Below are 23,674 nucleotides of genomic sequence, written 5' to 3' on the forward strand. Positions count from 1 at the left end.
GATCATGTCCAACAGCGATCCTATTGTCATTGTCGGCGCAACCCGCACGCCCATGGGCGGCTTTCAGGGCGACTTTTCCGGCGTACAGGCGACCGATCTCGGCGCAGCTGCGATCAGCGGCGCACTGGCCGGTGCCGGTCTTGCACCGGAGGCCGTCGAAGAAGTTTTCATGGGCTGTGTCCTGCCAGCTGGTCAGGGACAAGCCCCCGCGCGTCAGGCTTCGATCAAGGCCGGACTGCCTTTTTCGACAGGCGCCACGACCGTCAACAAAATGTGCGGTTCGGGAATGAAAGCCACCATGCTGGCGCATGATCTTCTGCTGGCCGGTTCGGCAGATGTGATCGTTTCGGGCGGCATGGAAAGCATGACCAATGCGCCATATCTGCTGCCCAAGGCTCGTGGCGGCTATCGCATGGGTCACGGCCAGATACTCGATCATATGTTCCTCGATGGCCTGGAGGATGCCTATGACAAGGGTCGCCTGATGGGCACTTTTGCGGAAGATTGCGCAGAAGCCTATCAGTTCACCCGTGAAGCGCAGGACGAATTCGCCATCGCTTCGCTGACCCGCGCCCAGAAGGCCATCAAGGATGGTTTGTTTGCGGCAGAGATTACCCCCGTCACGGTGAAATCCGGTCGCACCGAGGTTCAGGTTTCGATTGACGAACAGCCGGGCAAGGCGAAGCTCGACAAAATCCCCTCGCTGCGCCCTGCGTTCCGCGATGGCGGCACGGTAACGGCGGCCAATTCCTCGTCGATTTCTGATGGCGCTGCCGCTCTCGTACTGATGCGCGCATCGGAAGCGGAAAAGCGCGGGCTCACCCCGCGCGCGGTACTTGTCGGCCATGCCACCTATGCCGACAAGCCAAACCTTTTCGCAACCGCGCCTATCGGTGCAATCAACAAGCTTTCGGAAAAAATCGGCTGGAACCTCAAGGATGTCGATCTGTTCGAGATCAATGAGGCTTTTGCCGTGGTCGCCATGGCGGCCATGCGCGATCTCGACCTGCCGCATGACAAGGTCAATATCCATGGCGGCGCTTGCGCGCTTGGCCACCCGATCGGCGCTTCCGGCGCGCGCATTCTGGTGACGCTGCTTGCCGCACTGGAAACGCATGGCCTGAAGCGGGGCGTGGCTGGCATCTGCCTTGGCGGCGGCGAAGCCACTTCCATCGGCATTGAAAGGATCGTGTGATGCTTCTGACCGATACGCAGGACCAGATCCGCGACGCAGTCCGCGATTTTGCACAGGAGCGTCTTGCGCCAGGTGCGGCCCAGCGTGACCGCGAACATGCCTTTCCGCGCGCCGAACTGACCGAAATGGGCGAACTTGGCTTTCTCGGCATGCTGGTGCCGGAAGAATGGGGCGGCTCCGACCTCGGCATGGTCGCCTATGCGCTGGCTCTGGAGGAAATCGCTGCTGGCGACGGCGCCTGTTCGACCATTGTTTCCGTGCATTCCTCCGTTGGTTGCGCACCAATCCTGCGTTTCGGCACAGAAGACCAGAAGCGCCGCTTTCTGCCCAAGATGGCCTCGGGTGAATGGATTGGCGGTTTTGCATTGACAGAACCGCAGGCAGGGTCCGATGCGTCGGCGCTGAAAACCCGCGCGCGGCTCGATGGCGATCATTATGTGATCGACGGCTCCAAACAATTCATCACCTCCGGCAAGAATGGCAATGTGGTGATTGTTTTTGCGGTTACTGACCCGGCGGCAGGCAAGAAGGGCATTTCAGCCTTTATCGTGCCAACCGATACGCCGGGCTATGAAGTCATGACGGTTGAACACAAGCTCGGCCAGCATTCGTCCGACACCTGCGCACTGGCTTTCACCAATATGCGCGTGCCGGTCGAAAACAGGCTGGGTGCGGAAGGCGAAGGCTATAAAATTGCGCTTGCCAATCTTGAAGGCGGTCGCATCGGCATTGCCGCGCAAGCAGTCGGCATGGCGCGCGCCGCTTTTGAAACAGCCCGCGACTATGCCAAGGAGCGCATCACCTTCGGCAAGCCGATTGCCGAACATCAGGCCATTGCGTTCCGCCTTGCCGATATGGCGACAAAGATCGAAACGGCGCGCCAGATGGTTCTGCACGCCGCGGCCTTGCGTGAGGCAGGCAAACCGTGCCTGACAGAAGCGTCTATGGCCAAGCTTGTGGCGTCGGAAATGGCAGAGGAAGTCTGCTCCGCCGCGATCCAGATTCACGGCGGTTATGGCTACCTTGCCGACTATCCGGTTGAACGCATCTATCGCGATGTGCGCGTTTGCCAGATTTATGAAGGCACGAGCGAGGTTCAGCGGCTGGTGATTGCTCGCGGGCTCTAAGCCTTCCAAAACCGGTCGTGAATGATCATGCCTGCCGCCATGGCAGCCACAAATAGCCAGACCTGCGGCAAGCCGATAGACAAGGCCGAGACCGCAGGTCCGGGGCAGAACCCGGCCAGTCCCCAGCCGAGACCAAACAGCGCCGAGCCGAACAGCAGAGGCCGGTCGATCTGTGTCTTTTCAGGCAGATGAAAACTGTCGTCCAGCACCGGCTTCGCCAGCTTGCGTTGCAGCATTACGCCCGGAATGGCGACCAGCAGCGCGCCGCCGAGCACGAATGCAAGGCTGGGGTCCCAGTGACCGCTCGCTATGTTCAGAAAGCCCTGCACGCGTGACGGGTCGATCATGCCTGATAGCGACAATCCGAACCCGAACAATGCGCCCGCAAAAAGTGCTGCCGCGAGGCGGTAATAAGCAAACCTGTTCATAGCAGAACTCCCGCGAGGGTTGCGGCAGCAACCCCTGTAACCAGAAAAGTGATCGTTGCGGCGATAGAGCGTTTGGAAAAGCGCGCCATCCCGAGGATACCGTGGCCGGATGTACAGCCGGAGCCCATGCGCGTTCCGACACCAACCAGAAGACCCGCCACGATGATAACCGGCCAGGAAGCCACAATGGTTGTGGCAGGAAAGCTTCCGAAAAGGGCGGCATAGACCACAGGCCCAAGAATGAGGCCAAGAACGAATGCTGCATTGAGCGCGGCTTGGCTTCCGTTCAGCAACCGGCCGACAATCCCGCTGATACCGGCGATGCGACCGTTGAAGATCAGAAGGAAAATTGCGGCTGCACCGAGCAACATGCCGCCCGCCAGTGACTGAAGATAGGTCATCATGACAAAGCTCCCTTCGGCGCGTCATGACAGAAGATGCCATACAGCGCCTCGATGAGCTGCGCCGCCTTGGTTTCCGTCAGTCGATAGAAAATCTGCTTGGCTTCGCGCCGGGTTTCGACGATGCCGGATTCGCGCAGCACACCGAGCTGCTGCGACAAGGTTGGTTGGCGAATGCCTAGCCCCTGCTCCAGTTCGCCGACCGAATATTCTTTTTCCGCAAGTGCACAGGCCAGCATCAGACGGGCCGGATGCGACAGTGTGCGCAGCAATTCTGCGACTTCGCCTGCGCGATTTTCCATCTGCTGGCGCGACATGCCGGGGCTGGTGTCGGTGGCACTGTTCATAAGGCAACTCCAAATTCAATATACACTTAGATATAATATATATTGATAAATTCAAGTGCGGCATTTGGAGTTGCCTGAATGCAAAAATCACCGCCATCCTGACGAATGGCGGTGATCCATTTATCAGCCGAGGAATTCCTGAACGGCGGTCAGTTCCGTCTGACGCAATTCATGTCCGCCCGGATGCCAGACGAGATTGACGCCGGCTTTCTGGTTTTCAAAGTAGCGCGCCAGCGCTTCCGTGAAATCCGGCGGGCAGATAGGGTCCATACGACCAGCCGTGATCAGGATTTTCGTACCTTCCAAACCCGGATTATCCGCCGGTTTGAACGGGATAAGCGGATGCAGAAGCACCGCTTTGTCGAATATCTTGCCCTTCTCGATCAGGAGATTGGCCATGATATTGGCCCCGTTGGAATAGCCCAATGCAATCACTTCTGACGGCTTATATTCTTCAACCAGAGCGGCGATATACCCGGCCATCTTGTCTGTGGCGCGGGCAAGATCCTGCATATCGTAGACGCCCTCGCCCGTCCGACGGAAGAAGCGAGCCGCACCAAATTCCGACACGTCACCGCGCGGAGAAACGATTGTCGCCTCCGGCAAAAGCTGTTCAGCCAAGCCAAAGAACTGGTTTTCATCACCGCCCGTGCCGTGAAAAACAATGAACAGCGGTGCTCCAACCGCACCGGCCTTTAGCCGGTGCACGTAAGTCTGATCGGTCATGATTGGTCTCCTCAAGCGCGCTTAAATCTTGTCGAGATGTTCTTCGAGATAAGCACGAAGATGCTGGTGCTGTGACGGCAGCTTCAGAGCTTCGCCCAGATGTACGGTATCCTCGTCGCGATCAAAGCCGGGTTCGTTGGTTGCGACTTCAAACAGAACACCGCCCGGCGTCCGGAAATAGATCGCCCAGAAATAATCGCGGTCGATCACCGGCGTGACGTTATAGCCGGTATCCATCAGCGCCTTGCGGACTTCGAGCTGCTTCTCGCGGTTTTCGACCGCAAAGGCGACATGGTGAACCGAACCGGCACCCTGCTGGTTGCGTCCGACCGAAGGCAAGGTCTGAAGATCGATCACGCCAGCCCCATTGCCTTCCGGCATGATAAGGCGGGTGATGCCATCTTTCGCATCCAGCTTCTGATAGCCCATATATTTGAGCAATTCAGATGTCGCACCCTCGTCACGCAAACGCATCGAGACCGAATGAAAGCCGCGAATGGCATGGTCGGCATCGATGCCTTCATGCGTCCAAGGCTCACGTGGATCGTCCTTCACCTCAACCAGAGCGAAACTGTCGCCGTCTGGACCGCGGAAGAAGACGCGCTTTTCGCCAAAGGCCTCATCTTCCGATTCGACCTTGACGGCAGACTGTGCGAAACGATCCTTCCAGAAACCAAGCGAACCTTGCGGTACTGCAAACACAGTGGTTCCCACCTCACCCGTACCATCGCGACCACGCTGGATACCGGGGAACGGGAAATAGGTCATGACCGTACCCGGCGTACCGACCTCGTCACCGTAATAAAGGTGATAAACACTTGGATCATCGAAGTTCACGGTCTTCTTGACGCGGCGCAATCCGAGTACGTCCGTAAAGAACTTGTTGTTCGAACGGGCGTCTGCTGCCAACGATGTGACGTGATGGAGGCCTTTGATCTGATTAAGCATGGCGATCTCTCCTGTTGTGTTGCAGCAAGATATAATGATCGAAATGCATCTGGATATATTGACAATCATACACAGATTGTTTCCAGAAAAGATACAATGAGCGAGGCCTACTATTAGACTATGGACGCAGGGGCCTTACAAAGTTTAGCTAGAGCATTTCCAGCAAAAGTGCATAGCGGTTTTGCGTAGGACAATGCGAAAAAACAAATAGATAGAGCGGTTCCACGATTCCGTTTTAACCGGAACCGCTCTAACCTCTATCGCAAAGGCAAAGAAAGGCCTCCCATGGCGTCCGGCTTGTTCGCACTTCTCGATGACGTGGCAGCAATCGCAAAAATGGCGGCGGCCTCTTTGGATGATGTGGCAGGACAAACCGCAAAGGCCAGCGCCAAGGCAGCAGGCATTGTGATCGACGATACGGCGGTGACGCCGAAATATGTCGTCGGCCTGAAGCCGGAACGGGAATTGCCGGTGATCTGGAAAATCACCAAGGGTTCGCTGCGCAACAAGCTGATTTTTCTGCTGCCGCTGGCGCTGATCCTCAGCTATTTTGCACCCGGCCTCATCATGCCGCTTCTGATGATCGGCGGTGCGTATCTTGCCTTCGAAGGCACTGAAAAGCTGATCGAGTTCTTCATTCCCCATAAGGATGAGGAAAATACCGAGACCAAAGCCTCCACACCGAAGGAAATTGAAGCAACAACTGTGAGCGGCGCTATCAGGACGGACTTTATCCTGTCGGCGGAAATCATGGCCCTCACGCTTGCAGGTCTGCCACCGTCCAATATCTATATGCAGGCAGCGATCCTTGCCTGTGTCGCTGTCCTGATCACCTTCGCCGTCTATGGCGTTGTCGGTTTTATCGTCAAGATCGATGACATGGGTGTTGCGCTTGCCCGCAATGCCCATACCGGCTTTGGCAAGCGGCTCGGGAAAGGCTTGGTTGCGGGCATGCCAGTCGTGCTGAAGGTGCTCAGCACCGTTGGCACTGTCGCCATGCTCTGGGTTGGCGGCAGCATCATCGTGCACGGACTGGCATCCATCGGCATTCACAGCGTCGAGGAATTCATCCACAACGTCGTCACCCAACTCCCGACCGAAGGCAGCAGCTTCGCCGGTGCGCTCGAATGGATCGCAACCTCTTTCCTTCAAGCTGTGCTCGCCATCCTGATCGGGATCGTCATTGTCGGCATCGTCCATGCCGTGAAGGCGGTCAAGTCCAAGGCCTGATCACGCCAGATAGCGCTTGAACCAGGCGATTGTTCTGTCCCAGGCGAGCTTCGCCGCAGCCTCGTCATAACGCGGCGTTGAATCATTGTGGAAGCCGTGATTGACGCCCGGATAAATATAGGCCTCGTAGGTCTTGCCGTTCTGTTTTAGGGCTTCTTCATAAGCGGGCCAGCCTTCGTTGATCCCCTTATCCAGCTCCGCATAATGGAGCAGAAGCGGCGCCTTGATGCGCGGCACCTCGCTAACCGGCGGCTGCCGACCATAGAACGGCACGGCCGCAGCCAGTTCCGGAAACGCGACGGCTGCCGCATTTGCAACGCCACCACCATAGCAAAAGCCGGTAATCCCGACCTTGCCGGTAGTCAGATCGCTTTTCATCATGAAATCGACGGCAGCGAAGAAGTCATTCATCAGCTTGGTCGGGTCAACTTGCTGCTGTAACTCGCGGCCCTTTTCGTCATTACCGGGATAGCCGCCAACCGATGTGAGACCATCTGGCGCGAGCGCAATGAAGCCAGCCTTTGCAACGCGGCGCGCCACATCCTCAATATAGGGATTGAGGCCACGATTCTCGTGCACCACCACGACCGCCGGAACCTTGCCTTGGACATTGGCCGGACGCACGAGATAGGCGCGCACATTGCCATTCCCCTCTGGCGAGGGATAGGTGATATATTCGGGCAGAATATCGGGATCGGTAAATTCTACCTGCTGCGCCATGGCGTAATCAGGGCTGAGCGACGCCAGTATGGCGGTTGCCGTCATCGTACCGATGGCGAACTTTGCGGCCCGGTCAAGAAACTCGCGTTTGCTGATCTTGCCATGCGCATAGTAATCGTAAAGTTCGAGCAGTTCCTGCGGGAAGTCTTTTGCCGTCAGACGTGTCATGGTCAGCCCTTTCCTTTGAGGACGATCAGTCTAACACAGGCCGTATTCTGGTAAATGACAGATACCCCGCGCAGAAAAGCGCGGGATATCCTCGGTCGTTATGATCAACGATAGACAATACCGCCGTCCGTCAGGATGGCCTGACCCGTGATGTAATCGGAATCCGCGCTCGCCAGGAAGGAAACGAGGGATGCCACATCGTCCGGCGTCTGGGCGCGACCGAGCGCAATACCGTCGACATATTTCTTGTAGGTTTCACCTTTCGGCGCGCCGGTAATCTCGGAGAAACGCTCGTCGATTTCCACCCACATATCGGTGCCGACGATGCCGGGGCAATAAGCGTTCACGGTAATGCCCGCACTTGCATATTCCTTGGCCGCAGCCTGCGTCAGCGCACGCACGGCGAATTTCGTGGCAGAATAAACGCCAAGCATGGCAAAACCGTCATGACCGGCAATGGACGAAGCGTTGATGATCTTACCCTTCTGCTTGCGCGCCTTGAACTTGGCCGCCGCAGCCTGAATGCCCCAGAGCACACCGTCGACATTGATGCGGAAAATGCGCTCGACTTCTTCCGGCTTCACATCGGCAATCGGCTGGACCTGCGCGATACCGGCATTGTTGACGATCACGTCGAAGCCGCCCAGTTGCTTTTCCGCATGGTTGATAGCGGCATAGACATCGTCGCGCTTGCTGACATCGGCTGAGAACGTGGACGCCTTGCGACCCAAAGCTTCAACCTCTTTTTTGACAGCTTCGAGCTTGTCCGCCTTGAGGTCAACCAGAGCGATATCGAAACCATCCTTGGCCAGCCGAAGGGCAATACCCCGACCGATGCCTTGTGCCGCACCGGTAACGAGCGCAACCTTGGTGTTAGCCGACATGATTCATCCTTTCCTGAGTGATTGATGAATAACAATGCAACGCATTCCAATGGCGATATGGAACACGTCCCGGCGCTATCAACCCATGCCAGCAGGTTGATTTCATTGATTGGGATCAAATTCCCTTTATTAGAGCTAAGAAAAATAGAAAGCCCGGCAATGCCGGGCTTCTTCAGTTCGTTGATTGCAGCAACGGCTGGTCAGATATTGGGCTCGATCTTGCCTTTGGCATCGCCCTTGTTCTTGTCCTTGACGGTAATCTTGTCGATGTAGGCGAGAAAGAGCGCCGACACGACGAAGGCCAGATGGATGATCGTGAACCACATCAGCTGGTTGGACGTGTAGGTCGTGGCATTCAGGAATATTTGCAACAGATGGATTGACGAGATGGCCACGATTGTCGATGCAACCTTGATCTTCAGCGAACCGGCATCAATCGTGCCCAGCCAGTGCACTTCGTCGCCCGCCTGATCAAAGCGGCTGACAAAATTCTCATAACCGGAGATGACGACCATCACCAAAAGGCTGGCAATCAGCGCAGCATCGATCAACCCCAGTATTTTCAGGATCGTATCGGTGTCGTTCAACGACGTGACTTTGGTGGCGAAGTCGAACAGCTTACCCGCGAAGGATACAGCATAAATCGCCAGCGCAATGGCAAGGCCCAGATAGAAAACCACCAATAGCCAGCGCGAGGCCAGAATGATGTTCTCAATGATCAATTCAATACGTTTCATGGATCCGTTTCCAGGTCTTCATTCAAGACACCTCATAAAAACTTTGCTCGCCGCCAAGGATATTGGTCACGCTTTGCGTGGAGTAATGCGCAAAAGCCAGAATGGTGATGGCGATAGTGAATTTCAATAAGCGCCAATGCACAAACCGCACGTCTTTTAAGCAGATGGCGCTCTTCCCATCGAAAAGACAGCCAGAAGACAAAACCGCCTGCATTCACAAAGGAACGACTTTTTCTTATTTGATGTCATAAATATTGCTTCGCTGTGACTTCAAAGCCGCTGGTCTAGACAACTCTTTCATAATATAAGGCGCCCCTGATATTTTATTGCCGCCTCACTCAAAAGCGTGGCGTTAAAAGCGGGAACCTAATGAATATCGAGACCGCCGTGAACGACAAAGCCAGCATCTTCGATCTGGCTCCTATTTCCCTTTGGCTTGAAGACTATAGCGGTCTTCGCAAGCAGTTCGATGCATGGCGGTCAGAAGGTATCACTGACCTCAAGGCTTTTCTGACGGAAGACACCAGCCGTCTTCGCATCTGCACAAGCCATATCCGGGTTCTGGCGGTCAATCGCAAAACCCTCTCGCTCTTTGAAGCGAACGACATCGACCATCTGGTCGGCAATCTGGAACGCGTGTTCCGTGAAGATATGCTGGAGCCGCATATCGATGAGATGGTGCAGCTCTGGAACGGTTCCGATACGTTCTACAGCAACACGATCAACTATTCGCTGGCAGGCCGCCGCATCGATATCCAGCTCAAGGGCCGCATTCTGCCGGGTCATGAGCACAGCTGGGACCGCGTCCTGCTGTCGATTGAAGACGTGACAACCCGCGAAAATGCAATGCGCGAGCAGGATCGTCACAAGCGCCACGCGCAAGGCCTGTTCGAACATTCGCCTGTTTCGCTGTGGGTCGAAGATTTTAGCCGCATCAAGGAACTGATGGACGATGTGCGCCAGCGCGGCATTGTCGATTTCCGCGTCTTCACTGATGTTCACCCCGAATTCGTGCGTCAGTGCATGAGCGAAATTCGCGTGCTGGAAATCAACAATGAAACGCTTGAGCTTTTCCTCGCGCCCGACAAGCCGACGCTGCTGCAATCGCTGCCGCAGATTCTGCGCGGAGAAATGGAAGCGCATTTCCGCGAGCAGCTGATCGACCTTTGGAACGGCATCCTGTTCCAGCGCCGTGAAGTGATCAACTACGCGCTGGATGGCACCGAACGCCACGTTCTGTTGCAGTTCTCTGTCCTGCCCGGCCATGAAAACGATTGGTCTCTGGTGCAGGTTGCGCTGACAGACATCACCGCGCGCAAGAAGGCGGAAGCCTATCTGGAATATCTCGGCAAGCACGACGTGCTGACCAAGCTGCACAACCGCGCATTCTACGTGGATGAACTCAACCGGCTGGAGCGCAAGGGCCACCTGCCCGTTTCCATCATCATCATCGATCTGAACGGCCTCAAGTCTGCCAACGACCTATGGGGACACGCTTCGGGTGACGGATTGCTGCGCCGTATCGGTGAAGTGCTGAACGAAGCCGTCAAGCTGCCCGGCCATGCCGCGCGTATCGGCGGCGACGAGTTCGCAATCGTGCTGCCTTATGTGGATGAGCGCGGCGCGGAAGCCATGGTGGAAGACATCAAGCGGCTGATTGAGATCAACAACCAGTATTATTCGCAGCTGCAGCTCAACCTTTCCATCGGCACGGCAACAACGACGCCGGGCGAAACGCTCGAAGCCGTCGCCAAACGCGCCGATCTTCTGATGTACGAAAACAAGCGCCAGCAATATTCGTCCAAAGGCGGATTGCTTTAACAACGATAAAATGGCCGATCCTGTGATCGGCCATTTTGCTTTTTAATCGTCGAATTTGATCACGGATTTGCCGCGCGTCAGATCCGTTACAAGCCTAGAGAGAGCATCCTGCGCGGCGATGGGCATTGCGCCCGTTATTTCCACGCCGTTGCCCGTGAAATTCTCCTGCGCTATCGCAACATGATCCACCGCAGTCAGCCGCGCTTTCAAAAGCGCGTGGTCCGAAAAATCACAGGCGAAGGCAAAGCCGATCATCGGGATCACTTCGGTCTTCTCCGCCTGTCGCAGACAGGTCGCGGCAGTGCCGCCATAGGCGCGCATCAAGCCGCCGCTGCCAAGCAGAATGCCGCCGAACCAACGTGTCACCACCACCGCAATATTGTCGAGCTGCTGACCGTCAATCGCTTGCAGGATCGGCTTGCCCGCCGTGCCGCTCGGCTCACCATCATCGCTGAAACGATAGTTCTGCCCCATGCGCCATGCCCAGCAATTGTGGTTGGCTGCAAGGTCCGAATGCTCGCTCAGAAAATCCTTCGCCGCCTGTTCGCTTGCAACAGGCGCGGCAATGGCCAGAAACCGACTTTTCTTGATTTCCTGACTATAGGTTTCGACGCGACTGATCGTGAACATGGCAATCCTGCAACTATGATTTTGCGGCCTATCATGTTCCTGTGTAGATGACGACCCCTTACGCATTGCTCACCATTGCGCCCACAGCGCGGAGGGTATAAGGCATCTTAGAAATGTGCTGTTTTTTTAACAGCCTTGATCTTCCCGCAATGACTTAAGAGGCCTGCCGATGTTCGATTTGATTGTGAGAAACGCTAATCTCCCTGATGGTCGCGAGAAGCAGGACATTCTGGTCAAGGATGGCAAGATTGCCGATATCGTACCTTCAAAGGGCGAGCATCAGGCTGCCAAGGAAATCGACGCTTCCAACCGCCTCGTGACACCGCCTTTCGTCGACCCGCATTTCCACATGGATGCAACACTGTCGCTCGGTCTGCCGCGCCTCAACCGTTCCGGCACGCTTCTGGAAGGGATTGCACTTTGGGGCGAGTTGAAGCCCATGCTGACGGTAGAAGCCATGGTCGAGCGCGCCTTGCGCTATTGCGATCTGGCCGTCAGCCAGGGCCTGCTGGCCATTCGCAGCCATGTCGATGTCAGCGATCCGCGTCTTCTCACTGCCGAGGCAATGATCGAGGTACGCGAGAAGGTAAAGCCTTACATTGACCTGCAACTCGTCGCCTTCCCGCAGGACGGTTATTATCGCTCTCCGGGCGCGGTCGATCTCGTCAATCGCTCGCTCGATATGGGCCTCGATATTGTCGGCGGTATTCCGCATTTCGAGCGCACCATGGCTGACGGTGCCGCATCGCTGGAAGAGCTGTGCCGCATTGCCGCCGAACGCGGCCTGCCGGTCGATATTCACTGCGACGAAACCGACGATCCAATGTCGCGTCATGTGGAAACGCTGGCCGCCCAGACTGTGCGTTTCGGCCTTCAGGGCCGCGTCTCCGGTTCGCATCTCACATCCATGCATTCCATGGATAATTACTACGTTTCCAAGCTCATTCCGCTGATCGCGGAAGCGCAGATGAACGCCATACCGAACCCGCTCATCAACATCACCTTGCAGGGCCGTGCCGACACCTATCCGAAGCGTCGCGGCATGACCCGCGTGCCGGAGCTGATGGCAGCTGGCGTCAACGTCGCCTTCGGTCATGATTGCGTTATGGATCCATGGTACTCGATGGGCTCCGGCGATATGCTGGAAGTGGGGCATATGGCGGTCCATGTTGCACAGATGACGTCCATCGAAGGCAAGAAGCAGGTCTTCAATTCCCTCACCGTCAATTCGGCCAAGGCGCTCGGCCTAGAAGGCTACGGTCTTGAAAAGGGCTGCAATGCAGACTTCGTCGTCCTGCAGGCGCGTGACCCGCTTGAAGCACTGCGCCTCAAGGCAAACCGCCTGACCGTCGTGAAGCGCGGCAAGATCATTGCAGAAACGCCGCAGCGTGTCAGTGCGCTCAATCTCGAAGGCCGCCCGTCTTCGGTCGATGGCGCTGATTATGCACCGCTCGGCTGATTAAATACGAAGCAGCGAAAAACCGGTGCCTGTTTTTCAAGCGACCGATAAAAGCGCTTGAATTAAAGGCAGATTAGTCGGAAATACGAGACATTGCCCGTGCACCTCCAGATCGGGGCGCAGGGAAATCCGTCGCGCATGGAAAGCACGCACAAACACCACCTTAACGAGGGGTCCAAATGGCCAAACTATCGAACTTTACCCGCCGCGACATTCTTGCGATGTCTGCGGCTCTCGGCGCAACTGCGATTTCCACCCGTGTTTTCGCTGCCGATGAGAAACTAAAGGTTGCAGGCATTCACGCCTCGCCGGTTGAAAACGCCTGGAACTCGCGCCTGCACGAAGCTCTGAAGCAGGCCAATGACGAAGGCGTCATCGAATATGTCTTCTCCGAAGGCGTTTCGGCGAGTGACTATCCCCGCGCCATGCGTGAATATGCCGAACAGGGCATCAAGCTCATTGTCGGTGAATCCTATGCCGTTGAACGCGAAGCGCGTCAGGTTGCAGGTGATTATCCACAGACGACCTTCATCATGGGTTCCTCCGGCAAGCCGCAGGGCGACAATTTCGGCGTGTTCGGCACCTGGAACTTCGAAGCAGCCTATCTTGCAGGCATGCTGGCTGGCTCGATGAGCAAGTCGGGCACCTTCGGTTCGGTCGGCGCTGTGCCGATCCCGGAAGTCAACATGCTGATCAACGCCTTCCAGGAAGGCGTGAAGGAAACCCGCCCGGATGCGAAATTCATCGCGTCCTTCATCGGCACCTTCTTCGATCCGCCGAAGGCCCGTGAAGCAGGTCTCGCAGCAATCGATTCCGGCGCGGACATTCTGTTCGGCGAACGCATCGGCACCGCCGACGCCGCCAAGGAACGCGGCATCAAGGCAATCGGCTCGCTGATCGACTATACGCCACGCTATCCGGATACGGTTTTTGCCAATGCAATGTGGTACTTCCGCCCGATCCTTAATGCAGCGATTGCAGACGTTAAAGCCGCACAGCCGACCGGCAAGGACTACACACCGTTCAGCCTGATGAAGGAAGGCGGCAACGACATCGTCTACGTCAAGGGCGTCGCACCGGCAGAAGCCGAAGCCAAGATGGAAGCGCGCCGCGCCGAGATCAAGGCTGGCACCTTCAAGATCGAGCCGAACCCGGCTGAACCGAAGTAAGACAGCAGCAAATCAGGGCGGCATAAAGTGGCATTCGATAGCAAGCAACAGGACGCAACAGCACTCGCGCAAGCGATTGCCGGAGGCGTTTTAAGCGCACGAGAGGCCATGGATGCCGCCCTTGAAGCCGCAGAAAAATGGCGCCCTCTGGGCGCCATCGCATATCTCGATCCTGAACTGGGCCGTACCAACGCAGCGGCGTTTGACGCCAGTACGGGCAAAGCGCCTTTTGCAGGCGTCCCGTCGCTGTTCAAGGATCTGGGCGGACCGTGCGCCGGTCTGCCAATCCGGCTTGGCTCGCGCGCATTCGAGAACGCCTCGCCGCAAATGGATTCCGAGCTTGGCAGCCGCCTGCGCAAAGCGGGTCTCAACTTCTTCGGCACAACCACCGTGCCCGAATTTGGCCTTGCGCTCGCCAGCGAACCGGCAAGCGGCCCACAGGCCCGCCACCCATTCGATGAAGCGCTTTCGCCTGCTGGCTCATCCGGTGGCGCGGCGGCAGCCGTCGCAGCCGGGATTGTCAGCATTGCGCATGCGACCGATGCAGGCGGCTCGATCCGCGTGCCTGCCGCTGCCTGCGGTCTTGTCGGCCTGAAGCCGAGCCGTGGAGCCATGCCCGCAGGTCCACATTTCGGCAATTATCTCGCTGGTATCGCCAGTGAATTCGCACTTTGCCGCTCGATCCGTGATGCGAAGACGCTGCTTCCGCTTGTCGAGGGCAAGACCGAAGGCTTCCTGCCTGATCCTGCAATGAGCGCAGGCGAGCTGCCCGCGCGTCTGCGTATCGGCTTTGTCACTGAAGACCTTGCTGCCTATCCCGTTACCGCGGAGCGTATGCATGCTGTAACCGATGCCGCCGGTTTTCTGGAGGCGCAAGGCCATGCAATCCGCGAAATCCCCGCGCAGGATCTAAGCCCGCTTGTTGCATCCAGCGCGCGGGCGTTTGACCGTATCATTTCCGTCAATCTTGCCGCAGCAATCGACTTTCTGGCTATCGATCAGGAAAAGCTCGAACCGTTGACCCGCGCCGTTGCAGAGAGAGGACGCGGGCTAGACGCGACCGCACTCTATCGTGCGATGAACGGCGCTGTCAGCGCTTCGCATATGCTCTGGCAAGTTTTCCGCGATATTGATGTGCTAATAACCCCTATGCTGTCCAGAGCGCCCTTGCCATTGGGCTCGTTTCCGATGAACCATGGCGATGCGGACATGCAGTGGCGGAAGATGAACGAATTTGCGCCCTACGCGGCGCTTGCCAATATTTCCGGCTTCCCGGCGCTTTCTCTGCCATTCGGAGAAGATGCCGACGGGATGCCGGTCGCCGTGCAGCTGATCGCCCCGATGGGCGCTGACAGGCTTCTTCTGAACGCCGGTCAACGGCTGGAGGAAGATGGTCGCTGGCAGCATAAATTTCCCGTTGCGGGGTTGAACCAATGACGACGACGACAGTTCTTGAACTGCAAAACATCACCAAGCGCTTCGGTGCACTGACCGCCAATGACGATATTTCGCTGAAGCTGGAGCGTGGCGAAATCCTCGCTTTTCTTGGTGAAAACGGCGCAGGCAAGACCACGCTGATGAACATCCTGTTCGGCCATTATGTGCCGGATGAAGGACGCGTCTTCGTGAAAGGCGTTGAAATCCCGCAAGGCAAGCCGCGTGCGGCCATCGATGCGGGCGTCGGCATGGTGCACCAGCATTTCACCCTCGCGCCCAACCTCACGGTTCTGGAAAACATCATCACCGGCACCGAAAGCCTCTGGAAGCTCCAATCCTCGCATGGTGCTGCGCGCGCCAAAATCGCGCAGATTGCCGAGCGTTTCGGCCTCAAAGTCGATCCGGATGTGCGGCTTGGCGATCTTTCGGTCGGCGAACAGCAGCGCGTGGAAATTCTCAAAGCACTTTATAACGACGCCGATGTGCTGATCCTCGATGAACCGACCGCGGTTCTGACGACGCAGGAAGCGGAAGGCCTGTTCGCGACGCTGAAAGAAATGGCGCGGCAAGGCCTGTCGCTGATCTTCATTTCGCACAAGCTGCATGAAGTCATGTCCGCTGCCGACCGGGTGATCGTGCTGCGCGGTGGCAAACTTGTCGCCGAACGCAAAGCTTCTGAAACCTCGAAGGAAGAACTGGCAGAGCTGATGGTAGGGCGGCGCGTCTCGCGCCCTGCCCGCGCGGCTGCGACGCCCGGCGAGACATTGCTGGAAGCCAGCAATGTGACGGTTGTGGAAGACGGAATTGCCCGCCTTTCGGAACTGAATTTTCAAGTTCGCGCCGGTGAGACGCTCGGCATCATTGGTGTGTCCGGCAATGGGCAAGCAGCGCTCGGACGGCTCGTTTCCGGTCTGAGCCAGCCAGCAAGCGGCACGCTCGTCATGTTCGGGCAGACCGTGACGAAATTCGATCCCCGCCGCTTTGTGGCGGAAGGCGTCGGGCGCATCCCGGAGGACCGGAATGCTGAAGGCGCTATCGGCGATCTGACCTTGTGGGAGAACGCCATTCTGGAGCGCGTGCGCGATCCGAAATTCTCGAACGGCCTTCTGGTCAATCGGGCTGCGGCCCGCGAATTCACTGATCGCATCATCAAGGATTTCGATGTGCGCGGCGGCACGCCGGACAGTCGTATTCGTCTGCTTTCCGGCGGCAATATGCAGAAGCTCATTCTGGGTCGTAATCTGGAGACCGCGCCGCGCATTCTCATTGCAGCGCAGCCCACACGTGGGCTGGATGAAGGTGCGGTTGCGGCTATCCACACCCGCATTCTGGAAGCACGCGCCAAGGGTGCTGCCGTTCTGCTGATTTCTGAAGATCTGGATGAAATCATCGGCTTGGCGGATCGTGTTCAAGCAATTGTTAAAGGTCGCCTCTCCCCGCCCATCGACGCAGAAGAAGCCAATGCGCAGAGACTGGGCCTCATGATGGCCGGCGAATGGCAGACAAATACCACGAAGGGGCTGAATTGATGCGTATTGAACGACGCGAAACCCGGCCCATGGCGTTGGTCGCCACTGCACCAATCCTCGCGGTTCTGACTGCATTTGTGCTGGCAGGCCTGTTGATTGCCGCCGCCGGCGCGCCGGTTCTGGAATCCTTCCGCCAGATCGCCATTGGTGCGTTCGGCAACAAGCTTTCAATCAGCGAAACGCTGACACGCGCTACGCCGCTGATGCTGACCGGCCTTGCCGCAGCCGTCGCCTTTCGCTCCAAGCTCTGGAACATCGGCGCCGAAGGGCAGTTCTATATGGGCGCGCTGGCGGTTGTGGCCATGGGCACGCAATTGCAACTGCCTGCTCCTCTCCTCATTCCACTGCTGCTGATTGTCGGCGCGATTGCAGGCATGATCTTCCTGCTTATTCCGCTCGGGCTTCGCTTGCGCTTCGGCGTTGATGAAGTGGTGACGACCCTGCTTCTCAACTTCGTCGCAGTGCTGTTCGTTTCCATGATGATCGAAGGTCCGATGAAAGACCCGCTGGCCTTTGGCTGGCCGCAGTCTGAACCGGTGCCGGATGCCGCCGTGCTACCGAAAATCATGACGGGTATGCGGCTGCATATCGGCATCTTGATTGCCATTGCGCTGGCGCTGATCATCGCCTATGTGCAGAAGCGCACCGTGTTTGGTCTTGAAACCAAAGCCACCGGTATCAATCCGGGCGCGGCACGTTTTGCTGGTGTTCCGCTCGGTCGCACACTCATCAAGGTTGCCTGCATCTCCGGCGGACTGGCAGGCCTTGCGGGCGCTATTCAGGTCATGGGCGTGAAAGGCTATGTCACGACCGACCTTTCACCCGGCTTCGGCTATTCCGGCATCATTGTCGCCATGCTTGCCAATCTGAACCCGATTGGTGCGATCTTTTCCGCGCTCTTTGCCGCTGCCATGTTCGTTGGTGCAGACGGCATGAGCCGCGCCATCGGCATTCCGAGCTTCATTGCCGATGTGACTGTGGCGCTGTCGCTCCTGACGATGCTCGTCGCCTTGTTCTTCACCCAATACAGGATCGCCCGATGAACGAGTTGATGGATATCCTGCTCTCCGCTGGCCTTTGGGTCTCGGTCCTGCGTATTGCAACACCGCTGATCTTCGGCACGCTCGGCGCGCTTTATTGCGAACGCGCAGGCGTGCTTAACCTCGGCATCGAAGGCATCATGACCTTTGGTGCGATGATCGGCTGGCTAACCGTCTTTAACGGCGCGGACCTTTGGGTGGGCGTTCTTGCGGCTGCCGCTTCCGGCGCATTGTTCGGCCTGCTGCACGCGGCGCTCACCGTCCCGCTTGGCCTGTCGCAGCACGTGGTGGGTCTTGGTATCACGCTGTTTGCTTCCAGCCTCAGCTATTTCCTGTTTCGTCTGCTGGTGCCGCTTTCTTCGACACCGCCGACAATTACGCCGTTCCAGCCTGTGAACCCGTCGTTCCTCGCTGATGTGCCTTTCCTCGGGCAGGTACTGGGCACACAGACTGCACTGACGTGGCTCGCCATTCCGCTCGCTTTGCTGCTTGGTTATGTGCTTTTTCGCACGCCGCTTGGTCTTGCCATCCGCATGACGGGCGAGAACCCCCATGCTGCGGAAGCGCAGGGTATCAACCCGATCCGCGTGCGTATTTTCACGATCATGTTCGGCAGTGCATTGATGGCAGTTGGCGGAGCGTTCCTGACGCTTTCAGCCTTTAACTCGTTCTTCCCGACCATGATGCAGGGGCGCGGCTGGGTCTGTATCGCGCTTGTCGTCTTCGCATCGTGGAGACCCGCCCGCGCATTGCTGGGCGCATTGCTGTTCGCGCTATTCGATGCGTTTCAGCTTCGCCTGCAAACGGTCTATGGCAAGGCGGTTCCTTACCAGCTTTTCCTGATGATCCCTTACATCATGTCGATTATCGCACTGATCGTCATGGCCCGACGCGCACGTGTTCCGCAGGCGCTGATGCAGCCTTATCGTCGCGGAGAGCGTTGACAACATAACCGGCAGCAAGGCAGGCGACGGCAAATACAGCCAGCCCGCCGAGGAAGTCACTCAGATGGTGTCCACCATGCAAAAGCAATGCGGGCACCATCAGTATATTCAGGGCCAGTACGGGCAAGCGCAGCCACACGATCTGCCATGTGAAGAACACAGACATGACCGCCATTACGGTATGGAATGATGGAAAGCCTATGAGGCCGAGCACATTGGCTGGTGACAGATAGTCGACACCTTGTATCGAAAGACGAACAAGTTCTGCGGCGTAGGTCGGGCCAACGGGAAGACCAAGCTTTGCCTCGACGTTCGCGGGCAGTGTCGAGACGGCGGATGCCCCGAATGACGGGAAAAACGCCCATATCGCCATGCAGACTAGCGCGCCAATCATCCCGGTGATGAGAAAATGCGCGAGCCTACGGGACTGTCCGGTAAAGCCGAGCAGAAGCACCACGATGACCAGTTGCGGCAGAGACGTGAAATAAACGATCTTCAGAAGCTTCGCGAAGCCGGGCCGTTCGGAAAAGAACAGGACCAGACTTGGCCAGTGATAGCCCAACAGCTGGTCAACATTCACCCAGAAATCGTCAACTCGCGGGAAATGGATCGGCAGCAACATATAGTTGAAAACCGAGCCAACCAGTGTGAACAGTATGAAACCCGCCGTCAGAATGAGCGTTTCCGAAATACGCGCATCATGTCTGACCAGGCGATAGAACATGCCAAGCATGATGGTGCCAAGGCCGATCAGGCTGAGCATGCAGTAGCCTTCCCAGTCCACGCGAATACCCTTTGCCGCAATGAGTACGAGATCGATTGCGCCGAGAGCCGCAACGACGGTCAGAACAAAACGCTCATAACGCGAGAATATCATCTGCGCCCCCAATCAAACGACATGATCGGCGAAAGAGCTGAAATTCACGTTAAACGTGCAAACAAAAACGGCGCCCGAGGGCGCCGTTTTCAACTTGATATCGAGAGCAATCAGGCAACGCTTGCCTTGCCGCTCTTCTCGAAGCGCTTGCGCTCATTCGGGTCGAGATAGAGCTTGCGAAGACGGATCGACTTCGGCGTCACTTCGACCAGCTCGTCGTCCTGAATCCACGACAGAGCGCGTTCCAGCGTCATCTTGATCGGCGGGGTGAGCTTCACAGCTTCATCCTTGCCAGCGGCGCGGATGTTGGTGAGCTTCTTGCCCTTGAGAACGTTGACTTCCAGATCGTTGTCGCGGCTATGGATGCCGATCAGCATGCCCTGATAAACCTTGACGCCAGCGTCAATGATCATCGGGCCGCGATCTTCCAGGTTGAACAGCGCGTAAGCAACTGCTTCACCCTGATCGTTCGAAATCAGAACGCCGTTGTTACGGCCAGAGATTTCGCCCTTATATGGCTGATAATCGTGGAACAGACGGTTCATGATCGCCGTGCCGCGTGTATCGGTCAGCAGTTCCGACTGATAGCCGATCAGGCCACGGGTCGGAGCGTAGAACACCATACGAACGCGGTTGCCGCCCGAAGGGCGCAGCTCGACCATTTCGGCCTTGCGTTCAGACATCTTCTGAACAACGGTGCCCGAATATTCTTCATCGACGTCGATGACGACTTCTTCGACCGGCTCAAGCTTTTCGCCGTTTTCGCCGTCTTTCATGACGACGCGCGGACGCGAAACGCCAAGCTCGAAGCCTTCACGGCGCATGTTTTCGATCAGAACTGCGAGCTGCAATTCACCACGACCGGAAACGAAGAACGAATCTTTTTCGTTCGATTCTTCGATCTTGAGCGCAACGTTACCTTCAGCTTCCTTGAGCAGACGGTCACGAATAACGCGGCTCGTCACCTTGTCGCCTTCGGTGCCAGCATAAGGGCTGTCGTTGACGATGAAGGACATGGTCACGGTTGGCGGATCGATTGGCTGAGCAGCCAGCGGCTCGCTGACCGAAGGATCGCAGAATGTGTCAGCAACAGTGCCCTTGGAGAGACCGGCAATAGCAACGATGTCGCCTGCATGTGCTTCATCAATGGCCTGACGCTCGATGCCGCGGAATGCGAGGATCTTCGAGATACGACCGTTTTCGAGCAGCGAGCCGTCCTGACCCAGAACCTTGACGGCCTGGTTCGACTTGATCGAGCCGGAATGAATACGACCGGTGATGATACGGCCAAGGAACGGATCGGCTTCGAGGATCGTACCGATCATGCGGAACGGGCCTTCAGCAACCTTCGGCGCCGGAACGTGCTTGAGCACGAGATCGAACAGCGGAGCCAAACCTTCGTCCTTCGGGCCTTCCGGGTTCAGCGCCATCCAGCCGTTACGGCCAGAGCCGTACAGGATCGGGAAGTCAAGCTGTTCGTCGGTTGCGTCGAGATTGGCGAAGAGGTCGAAGACTTCGTTGATGACTTCTTCATGGCGGCCATCGGGACGGTCGATCTTGTTGATCGCTACGATCGGACGCAGACCAACCTTCAGCGCCTTGCCAACGACGAACTTCGTCTGCGGCATCGGGCCTTCAGCGGCGTCAACGAGAACGATAGCGCCGTCCACCATCGAGAGGATACGCTCAACTTCACCGCCGAAGTCGGCGTGGCCCGGCGTGTCGACGATGTTGATACGGGTATTCTTCCAGACAACCGAGGTGGCCTTGGCGAGAATGGTGATCCCGCGTTCCTTTTCGATGTCGTTGGAATCCATCATGCGTTCTGCAACGCGCTGGTTGTCGCGGAACGAGCCAGACTGCTTCAGGAGTTCATCGACCAGTGTTGTTTTGCCATGATCGACGTGTGCGATAATAGCGATATTACGCAATTCCATATGGAGATCACTTCTATATGAGTTGGGAGCCGCGCCAACAGACCCGCGCGGAAAATCAATGCGGCGCTCTTACAGGTTTTTTTGCGTTTTAGAAAGGGGCAGCGCGACACTGCCCCTTATTTCTCGCGAAAAACCGTTGTTTACCGGCGCTTTTACACCGTCATTCTGTCAGTTTTTTGTCAGTATCAGCGCCATCTCGGCGCTGGGCGTCACAACAAAGTGCCTGAAAGAATGACGATGGCGACACTGAAATAAATGACCAGACCCGTCACATCAACCAATGTCGCCACGAATGGTGCCGACGCACTGGCCGGATCGAATCCAAGCCGTTTTAGCGCAAAGGGCAGCATTGAACCGGTCAAGGAACCGAACATCACGATACAGACAAGCGCCATGCCGACGGTCAGAGCGACCAGCATCCAGTGTTCGCCGTAATCGTAAATGCCGATCATCTGCCAGACGGCGATGCGGACAATGCCGATGAAGCCGAGGAAACTGCCAAGTGCAAGTCCTGTTGGCAGTTCGCGCAGCGCGACGCGCCACCAATCCTTGAGTTTCACTTCCTGCAGAGCGAGCGCACGGATGATCAGCGATGTAGCCTGCGAACCGGAATTGCCGCCTGACGACATGATGAGCGGTATAAACAGCGTCAGAACGAGCGCTTTTTCCAGTTCCATTTCGAAATGCTGCATAGCGCTTGCCGTCAGCATCTCGCCCAGAAACAGAACGCCCAGCCAGCCAGCGCGTTTCTTCAGCATTTCGCCGAAGCCGATGCGCATATAGGGCTTGTCGAGCGCCTCCATACCACCAAAGCGATAGGCGTCTTCGCTGGCATCTTCGGTGATGGCGTCAAGCACGTCGTCAACGGTCACGATGCCGATGATATGGCGGCTTTCATCCACCACAGGCACGGCCAGAAGGTCGTGCTTGCGGAACAGACGCGCGACATCTTCGCGGCTGGTGAGCGGCGAAATGGTGATCGGCTCTTCGTCGCGGACGATTGATAGAATCGGTTCTTCCGGCTGACGGATAATCAGGCGACGCAAGCTGACCACGCCTTCCAAAGCGCGCGTTTTCGGATCGACAACATAGATCGCGTAAACGGTTTCGCGCGTGCGTTCGACCTTGCGAATGTGATCGAGCGTCTCGGCCACATTCCAGTTCGACGGCACAGCGATAAATTCGGTCGTCATGAGCGAACCAGCCGTATTTGGCGGGTAGCCCATGAGCTTTTTCAGATTGGCCTTGGTTTCCGGGGCCAGAATAGCGAACAGCCGCGCACGGTCACTCTCGTCGAGTTCCTGAAACACGTCCGTCGAGCGGTCGGCTGACATGCCATCCAAAAGGAGGCTAGCAAGCCCCGGCGCAAGAGCCGCTACAATTTCGGCAGTACGATGCAGTTCCGGCTGATCAAGCAGGCGGATGGCATCTTCATGGGTGAGCTGTCCGAAGACGGAGATTGCGTCATCATCTTCGAGCTCGTTCATCAGCTCAACGGCATCGCCCGTATGCATATCGGCGATACGTGCGGCAATTGCAGCTGCCGGGAGGTCGGCGACATCGAGCACTTCCGGAGAGAAGTTGTTGTCGGTCATAAGCTTGCCTTTCCGTCGATCCGCCGTCAAAGGCAGATCGTGCAAGCTGACCTCAAGCGATCAGTACACGGCTACCTTGACGGCTGACACAATCGACTGTGACTGTCGCTGGGCATAAGAGAATAAAACTCCGGTTGAAGATTGCTGCCGTAAAGAGATTTCGGACAGCCAGCGTGATGTGCGCTTGGTCGCCCCTAAAGTCAAGCCCCACACAGGCGAAGTCGAAAGGTTTTTGCAGGCGAAGCGACAAACGTTGTCATCTCTCGCCCGAACCGTAAAAGCCGGTCGAACACCCTTGCCCGCCCGGCAGTGAGACCTTAAGTCT

The 23,674-nt window shown here is 57.0% G+C and carries 23 protein-coding genes; 10 read left to right on the forward strand and 13 right to left on the reverse strand.

Features of this window, described 5'->3' with window-relative positions:
- The first annotated feature begins 4 nt into the window (after positions 1-4).
- Positions 5-1,195, forward strand: coding sequence for an acetyl-CoA C-acyltransferase (locus QBD01_RS12105; protein ID WP_280993008.1), 1,191 nt, complete (start codon positions 5-7; stop codon positions 1,193-1,195).
- Entirely contained in the window at positions 1,195-2,322 is a 1,128-nt protein-coding gene (locus QBD01_RS12110) for an acyl-CoA dehydrogenase family protein (RefSeq protein ID WP_280993009.1), read from the forward strand. Before QBD01_RS12105 ends, QBD01_RS12110 begins: the two co-directional genes overlap by 1 nt.
- Here the strand turns inward: QBD01_RS12110 and QBD01_RS12115 are convergent.
- The 5 genes from QBD01_RS12115 to QBD01_RS12135 all read right to left on the reverse strand — a co-directional run bounded on the left by QBD01_RS12115 (position 2,319) and on the right by QBD01_RS12135 (position 5,172).
- On the reverse strand, positions 2,319-2,750 hold the full coding sequence (locus QBD01_RS12115) for a YeeE/YedE family protein (RefSeq protein WP_280993010.1): 432 nt from the start codon (positions 2,748-2,750) through the stop codon (positions 2,319-2,321). The genes QBD01_RS12110 and QBD01_RS12115 overlap by 4 nt on opposite strands.
- Positions 2,747-3,154, reverse strand: a complete 408-nt coding sequence (locus QBD01_RS12120) for a YeeE/YedE family protein (RefSeq protein ID WP_280993011.1) — start codon at positions 3,152-3,154, stop codon at positions 2,747-2,749. Before QBD01_RS12120 ends, QBD01_RS12115 begins: the two co-directional genes overlap by 4 nt.
- Complete coding sequence (gene bigR / locus QBD01_RS12125; RefSeq protein WP_280993012.1) at positions 3,151-3,498, reverse strand: sulfite-sensing transcriptional repressor BigR; 348 nt, start codon at positions 3,496-3,498, stop codon at positions 3,151-3,153. The genes QBD01_RS12120 and bigR overlap by 4 nt, the downstream gene beginning before the upstream one ends.
- A 123-nt stretch (positions 3,499-3,621) precedes the next feature.
- Positions 3,622-4,224, reverse strand: a complete 603-nt coding sequence (locus QBD01_RS12130; RefSeq protein WP_280993013.1) for an alpha/beta hydrolase — start codon at positions 4,222-4,224, stop codon at positions 3,622-3,624.
- A 21-nt stretch (positions 4,225-4,245) separates the two neighbouring features.
- On the reverse strand, positions 4,246-5,172 hold the full coding sequence (locus tag QBD01_RS12135) for a VOC family protein (protein ID WP_280993014.1): 927 nt from the start codon (positions 5,170-5,172) through the stop codon (positions 4,246-4,248).
- A gap of 285 nt (positions 5,173-5,457) precedes the next feature.
- Here QBD01_RS12135 and QBD01_RS12140 point away from each other — a divergent pair, with 285 nt between their 5' ends.
- Positions 5,458-6,402 (forward strand): DUF808 domain-containing protein, encoded by a 945-nt coding sequence (locus tag QBD01_RS12140; RefSeq protein ID WP_280993015.1) that lies wholly within the window; start codon positions 5,458-5,460, stop codon positions 6,400-6,402.
- Here the strand turns inward: QBD01_RS12140 and yghX are convergent, their stop codons facing one another.
- The 4 genes from yghX to QBD01_RS12160 all read right to left on the reverse strand — a co-directional run bounded on the left by yghX (position 6,403) and on the right by QBD01_RS12160 (position 9,125).
- Complete coding sequence (gene yghX / locus QBD01_RS12145; RefSeq protein WP_280993016.1) at positions 6,403-7,290, reverse strand: YghX family hydrolase; 888 nt, start codon at positions 7,288-7,290, stop codon at positions 6,403-6,405. It lies immediately after the preceding gene.
- Between the two features lie 104 nt (positions 7,291-7,394).
- On the reverse strand, positions 7,395-8,174 hold the full coding sequence (locus QBD01_RS12150; protein WP_280993017.1) for an acetoin reductase: 780 nt from the start codon (positions 8,172-8,174) through the stop codon (positions 7,395-7,397).
- Between the two features lie 200 nt (positions 8,175-8,374).
- Entirely contained in the window at positions 8,375-8,911 is a 537-nt protein-coding gene (locus tag QBD01_RS12155; protein WP_182519887.1) for a TIGR00645 family protein, read from the reverse strand.
- 22 nt (positions 8,912-8,933) lie between these two features.
- Positions 8,934-9,125 carry a hypothetical protein gene (locus QBD01_RS12160; protein WP_280993018.1) on the reverse strand — a complete coding sequence of 64 codons (192 nt, stop codon included), beginning with the start codon at positions 9,123-9,125 and terminating at the stop codon, positions 8,934-8,936.
- A 155-nt stretch (positions 9,126-9,280) separates the two neighbouring features.
- Here QBD01_RS12160 and QBD01_RS12165 point away from each other — a divergent pair, with 155 nt between their 5' ends.
- Positions 9,281-10,732: a GGDEF domain-containing protein gene (locus tag QBD01_RS12165; RefSeq protein WP_280993019.1), complete on the forward strand. Its 1,452-nt coding sequence runs from the start codon at positions 9,281-9,283 to the stop codon at positions 10,730-10,732.
- A gap of 42 nt (positions 10,733-10,774) precedes the next feature.
- Here the strand turns inward: QBD01_RS12165 and QBD01_RS12170 are convergent, their stop codons facing one another.
- Positions 10,775-11,362, reverse strand: coding sequence for a YigZ family protein (locus tag QBD01_RS12170; RefSeq protein WP_280993020.1), 588 nt, complete (start codon positions 11,360-11,362; stop codon positions 10,775-10,777).
- Positions 11,363-11,531: 169 nt separating this feature from the next.
- Between QBD01_RS12170 and QBD01_RS12175 the strand changes: the two genes are divergently transcribed.
- The 6 genes from QBD01_RS12175 (at position 11,532) to QBD01_RS12200 (ending at position 18,940) form a co-directional block, all read left to right on the forward strand.
- The gene (locus QBD01_RS12175) at positions 11,532-12,821 is read left to right on the forward strand and encodes an amidohydrolase family protein (RefSeq protein WP_280993021.1); all 1,290 of its coding nucleotides are present in this window, start codon (positions 11,532-11,534) and stop codon (positions 12,819-12,821) included.
- Positions 12,822-13,000: 179 nt separating this feature from the next.
- Complete coding sequence (locus tag QBD01_RS12180; RefSeq protein ID WP_280993022.1) at positions 13,001-13,990, forward strand: BMP family protein; 990 nt, start codon at positions 13,001-13,003, stop codon at positions 13,988-13,990.
- A gap of 27 nt (positions 13,991-14,017) precedes the next feature.
- A complete protein-coding gene (locus QBD01_RS12185; RefSeq protein ID WP_280993023.1) occupies positions 14,018-15,427 on the forward strand; it encodes an amidase in 1,410 nt (469 codons plus the stop codon).
- A complete protein-coding gene (locus QBD01_RS12190; RefSeq protein ID WP_280993024.1) occupies positions 15,424-16,956 on the forward strand; it encodes an ABC transporter ATP-binding protein in 1,533 nt (510 codons plus the stop codon). Before QBD01_RS12185 ends, QBD01_RS12190 begins: the two co-directional genes overlap by 4 nt.
- Positions 16,956-17,999 carry an ABC transporter permease gene (locus QBD01_RS12195; RefSeq protein ID WP_280993025.1) on the forward strand — a complete coding sequence of 348 codons (1,044 nt, stop codon included), beginning with the start codon at positions 16,956-16,958 and terminating at the stop codon, positions 17,997-17,999. The genes QBD01_RS12190 and QBD01_RS12195 overlap by 1 nt, the downstream gene beginning before the upstream one ends.
- The gene (locus QBD01_RS12200) at positions 17,996-18,940 is read left to right on the forward strand and encodes an ABC transporter permease (RefSeq protein WP_280993026.1); all 945 of its coding nucleotides are present in this window, start codon (positions 17,996-17,998) and stop codon (positions 18,938-18,940) included. Before QBD01_RS12195 ends, QBD01_RS12200 begins: the two co-directional genes overlap by 4 nt.
- On the opposite strand, the gene QBD01_RS12205 is transcribed toward QBD01_RS12200, so the two are convergent.
- From QBD01_RS12205 to mgtE, 3 genes are all read right to left on the reverse strand, one after another.
- The gene (locus tag QBD01_RS12205) at positions 18,876-19,817 is read right to left on the reverse strand and encodes a phosphatase PAP2 family protein (protein ID WP_280993027.1); all 942 of its coding nucleotides are present in this window, start codon (positions 19,815-19,817) and stop codon (positions 18,876-18,878) included. The genes QBD01_RS12200 and QBD01_RS12205 overlap by 65 nt on opposite strands.
- A 110-nt stretch (positions 19,818-19,927) precedes the next feature.
- Entirely contained in the window at positions 19,928-21,754 is a 1,827-nt protein-coding gene (typA, locus tag QBD01_RS12210) for a translational GTPase TypA (RefSeq protein ID WP_280993028.1), read from the reverse strand.
- Positions 21,755-21,963: 209 nt separating this feature from the next.
- Entirely contained in the window at positions 21,964-23,349 is a 1,386-nt protein-coding gene (gene mgtE, locus QBD01_RS12215; RefSeq protein ID WP_280993029.1) for a magnesium transporter, read from the reverse strand.
- Between the last annotated feature and the right edge of the window lie 325 nt (positions 23,350-23,674).

The organism is Ochrobactrum sp. 19YEA23 (genome assembly GCF_029909865.1).
Classification (GTDB): Bacteria; Pseudomonadota; Alphaproteobacteria; order Rhizobiales; family Rhizobiaceae; genus Brucella; species Brucella gambitense.

Coding starts and splice junctions, on each gene's coding strand:
- QBD01_RS12105 (WP_280993008.1), top strand. CDS start 5: ATGTCCAACAGCGATCCTATTGTCATTGTCGGCGCAACCCGCACGCCC.
- QBD01_RS12110 (WP_280993009.1), top strand. CDS start 1,195: ATGCTTCTGACCGATACGCAGGACCAGATCCGCGACGCAGTCCGCGAT.
- QBD01_RS12115 (WP_280993010.1), bottom strand. CDS start 2,750: ATGAACAGGTTTGCTTATTACCGCCTCGCGGCAGCACTTTTTGCGGGC.
- QBD01_RS12120 (WP_280993011.1), bottom strand. CDS start 3,154: ATGATGACCTATCTTCAGTCACTGGCGGGCGGCATGTTGCTCGGTGCA.
- bigR (WP_280993012.1), bottom strand. CDS start 3,498: ATGAACAGTGCCACCGACACCAGCCCCGGCATGTCGCGCCAGCAGATG.
- QBD01_RS12130 (WP_280993013.1), bottom strand. CDS start 4,224: ATGACCGATCAGACTTACGTGCACCGGCTAAAGGCCGGTGCGGTTGGA.
- QBD01_RS12135 (WP_280993014.1), bottom strand. CDS start 5,172: ATGCTTAATCAGATCAAAGGCCTCCATCACGTCACATCGTTGGCAGCA.
- QBD01_RS12140 (WP_280993015.1), top strand. CDS start 5,458: ATGGCGTCCGGCTTGTTCGCACTTCTCGATGACGTGGCAGCAATCGCA.
- yghX (WP_280993016.1), bottom strand. CDS start 7,290: ATGACACGTCTGACGGCAAAAGACTTCCCGCAGGAACTGCTCGAACTT.
- QBD01_RS12150 (WP_280993017.1), bottom strand. CDS start 8,174: ATGTCGGCTAACACCAAGGTTGCGCTCGTTACCGGTGCGGCACAAGGC.
- QBD01_RS12155 (WP_182519887.1), bottom strand. CDS start 8,911: ATGAAACGTATTGAATTGATCATTGAGAACATCATTCTGGCCTCGCGC.
- QBD01_RS12160 (WP_280993018.1), bottom strand. CDS start 9,125: ATGCAGGCGGTTTTGTCTTCTGGCTGTCTTTTCGATGGGAAGAGCGCC.
- QBD01_RS12165 (WP_280993019.1), top strand. CDS start 9,281: ATGAATATCGAGACCGCCGTGAACGACAAAGCCAGCATCTTCGATCTG.
- QBD01_RS12170 (WP_280993020.1), bottom strand. CDS start 11,362: ATGTTCACGATCAGTCGCGTCGAAACCTATAGTCAGGAAATCAAGAAA.
- QBD01_RS12175 (WP_280993021.1), top strand. CDS start 11,532: ATGTTCGATTTGATTGTGAGAAACGCTAATCTCCCTGATGGTCGCGAG.
- QBD01_RS12180 (WP_280993022.1), top strand. CDS start 13,001: ATGGCCAAACTATCGAACTTTACCCGCCGCGACATTCTTGCGATGTCT.
- QBD01_RS12190 (WP_280993024.1), top strand. CDS start 15,424: ATGACGACGACGACAGTTCTTGAACTGCAAAACATCACCAAGCGCTTC.
- QBD01_RS12195 (WP_280993025.1), top strand. CDS start 16,956: ATGCGTATTGAACGACGCGAAACCCGGCCCATGGCGTTGGTCGCCACT.
- QBD01_RS12200 (WP_280993026.1), top strand. CDS start 17,996: ATGAACGAGTTGATGGATATCCTGCTCTCCGCTGGCCTTTGGGTCTCG.
- QBD01_RS12205 (WP_280993027.1), bottom strand. CDS start 19,817: ATGATATTCTCGCGTTATGAGCGTTTTGTTCTGACCGTCGTTGCGGCT.
- typA (WP_280993028.1), bottom strand. CDS start 21,754: ATGGAATTGCGTAATATCGCTATTATCGCACACGTCGATCATGGCAAA.
- mgtE (WP_280993029.1), bottom strand. CDS start 23,349: ATGACCGACAACAACTTCTCTCCGGAAGTGCTCGATGTCGCCGACCTC.